Annotated in this window: 3 protein-coding genes; 1 reads left to right on the forward strand and 2 read right to left on the reverse strand. The window is 60.8% G+C overall.

The window, feature by feature from the left end; translation table 11 throughout:
- Positions 1-67: 67 nt before the first annotated feature.
- Positions 68-406 (reverse strand): endonuclease domain-containing protein, encoded by a 339-nt coding sequence (locus VMA74_RS18875; RefSeq protein WP_325369794.1) that lies wholly within the window; start codon positions 404-406, stop codon positions 68-70.
- A gap of 70 nt (positions 407-476) precedes the next feature.
- Positions 477-701, reverse strand: coding sequence for a YhjD/YihY/BrkB family envelope integrity protein (locus VMA74_RS18880; RefSeq protein ID WP_325369796.1), 225 nt, complete (start codon positions 699-701; stop codon positions 477-479).
- 383 nt (positions 702-1,084) lie between these two features.
- On the opposite strand from VMA74_RS18880, the gene VMA74_RS18885 reads away from it, so the two are divergent.
- Positions 1,085-2,807 (forward strand): TonB-dependent receptor (locus VMA74_RS18885; protein WP_325369798.1); only part of this gene is annotated, 1,723 nt, incomplete at its 3' end.

Genomic DNA, 2,807 nt, shown 5'->3' on the forward strand with positions numbered 1-2,807 from the left:
AATCCGCCGCGAACCAACTCCCTCCCCTGCGATAGTAGGGGAGGGCTGGGGTGGGGTCGCCTGGGCTTTAGCGCGCATCCAACGCCCGCCAGATAACCTGCAGCACATCCTCCGTGCGCATCAGCACCTCATCATTCCAGAAGCGCAACACTCGAAACCCCCGCGCTTCCAGCCGCCGTGTCCTGACAGCGTCGTACGCCGCGGCATCCACATGTTGCCCGCCGTCAATTTCCACCACCAGCGTGGCGGACAGGCAGGCAAAGTCGACGATGTACCCGCTGATCGGATACTGGCGTCGGAATTTATAGGCCGCCAGATTTCTGTGTCGAAGATGCCGCCATAGATGTCGTTCCGCGTCCGTACTTGCGTGGCGCAACTGTCGAGCGCGATGCCATTTTTCATTCATCGCACTAACGTAACTTGGTCGTGAGCTTGTTTTGTTCCGCCCCAGCACTCCTCGACGTGCGAGATTGCCGCTATCGCGCCGCCTTGTCGCCCATCATTTCGGTCAGCGTGTGATTGAGCTGCATTTGCCATTGCGCGCGCAGCAGCGAGAGCAGCCACAGCGTGAGCACGATCAGTGGCGCCATCGACAGGGCGGAGTAGTAGGCGATGGCTGCGGCGTGCGTGAAGAGTTCGTCTTCGTTGAAGCCGTCGACGGCGCTGCGGAAGGTTTTTCGTAATGCGTCGAGCATGCGCATAGGCTTGCCATAACGCCTACATGGCCGGCGTGGGCTGGAAGTGAGAGCGATGCGTTTTTGTCGGCGCGCAGCGGCCTGCAAAGCCCGTCCGTGGCTGCCCGGAGCCGTGAAAAAGCGATCGCGGGCAGGCATTTAGATCGATCCATTACCGCGACCGCAAATGAAGAAACGTTAACTCCCTCCATCAATTTCGTAATTGCCCGACAAAAAGCTAAGCCGCAGCATCCACACTGCCAAACATCGACGATGGATCGATAACGTTCAGGGGGAGCTTTGAACGGTTCGCCGTCGAGGCATTCGTCGGGCCGGTGGCCCGAAATGACAACAACAGCGGGCAGGCCAAGGCCTGCCGGCACGGGTAACTGCGGGGAGAACAAAAGCTCATGATCCAGAAGCTGCAAGCATTCCAGATGCACGGCGTCGAACGTCCGGTGCGGTACAAGCCTGTTTCCGGCGCCCGCTTGGCGGTGGCGGTGGCGATGGGACTGGCGTTCACATACGGCTGCGCCACCGTGCATGCCGAGGATGCTGCACCGGCTCCGGCTAGCGGCACCGCGTCGCCCCAGACAGGTGTGGAGAGCACCCAGACTGGCACAGCGGCCAAGAAGAAAAAGCAGGAAGAGGCCAAGCAACTGGTAGGCGTAACCGTTACCGGCATCCGCGCCAGCCTGGAAACTGCGCAGCAGCTGAAGCAGAACGCCGACCAGATCGTCGATTCGATCACCGCGGTGGACATCAACGCCTTGCCCGACCGCAGCGTGACGGAAACCCTGCAGCGTATCAGCGGCGTGACCATCGACCGCTTCGTTTCGCCCAACGATGCCGACCACCCCGCCGGCGAAGGCAGCGGCGTGATGATTCGTGGCCTGACCCAGGTGTCGAGCCAGTTGAACGGGCGCGACACGTTTTCCGCCAACAGCGGGCGTGGCCTGAGTTTCGAAGACATCCCGGCCGAATTGATGGCCGGCATCGACGTGTACAAGAACCCCAACGCGGAGATCATCGAAGGCGGCATCGGCGGCACGGTGAACCTGCGTACGCGCATGCCGTTCGATGCGCCGGGACAGCAGATCGGCTTCTCCACCGGCATCAACGAAGGCGACATTTCGAAAAAGAGCAAACCGTCCGCATCGTTCCTCTATAGCAATCGCTGGAAGACCGAGAATTTCGGTGAAATCGGCGCCTTGCTCGATGTTTCCTATTCGGAGCTGGCCAGCCAGACCGACGGTATCCAGCTCGAACCGTTCACTGAGCGCACCGATGCGGCGGCAACCGCCGGTAGTGGCTTCAAGACGGTGTATGTGCCGGGCGGCGCTGACTGGCGCACGCTGGATTTCCAGCGCCGACGCATGGGTATCGCCGGTGCGTTGCAGTGGCGGCCGACCAACAATCTGGAGTTCTACTCGCAGTTCATCCGCTCCTCCTACAAGATGAACTGGCTCGAACACGGCGCCATTTTCAATGACACCAATTTCGACATCACGCCAGCGAGCGGCACCACGTTCAACTACAACGGGCAGGGCATCTTCCAGAGCGGCTGGCTGAACTCCGATACCTGGCGCGGCAACTACCCAAGTAGCCCCAACGGTGTTGGTTTCTTGGGTGACACCCGTGATCAGGAGCAGACCACCGCGACCACCGACTGGTCGAACGGCTTCAAGTACAACCTCAACGATCACATGATCTTGACCGGTGACGTGCAGTTGGTGAAGTCCTACAGCAACGAGGCCGACTTCACCGTCTTCAGCGCGACCTACCTGCCGGGCGTGTATCTCACCACCAACGGCAGCCATGGCTTGCCCAGCGTCACGGTCAACCCGGCGAACTACGTCAACAACCCGGCGAACTATTTCTGGGCCGCGGCGATGGACCATGTCGAGAACGAGCGTGGCATGGAGCGCGCCGCCCGTCTCGACCTCGAATACGATTTCGAGGACAGCAAGTGGCTGCAGTACATGAAGTTCGGCATTCGCGCCACCGACCGGAGCGAGGACAACGTGAGCAGCCCGTACAACTGGGGCCCGATCACGCAGCCCTGGGCGACCATCAATACGCCTAGCGGCCTGGCCCTGCTGAACAGCGCGCTGCCCAATTATTCGTCGCTGT

Source organism: Dyella sp., assembly GCF_035508675.1.
Taxonomy (GTDB): Bacteria; Pseudomonadota; Gammaproteobacteria; order Xanthomonadales; family Rhodanobacteraceae; genus Dyella_B.

What these genes read in the sequence shown, in the direction of transcription:
- VMA74_RS18875 (WP_325369794.1), bottom strand. Translation starts at nt 406, where the DNA reads ATGAATGAAAAATGGCATCGCGCTCGACAGTTGCGCCACGCAAGTACG.
- VMA74_RS18880 (WP_325369796.1), bottom strand. Translation starts at nt 701, where the DNA reads ATGCGCATGCTCGACGCATTACGAAAAACCTTCCGCAGCGCCGTCGAC.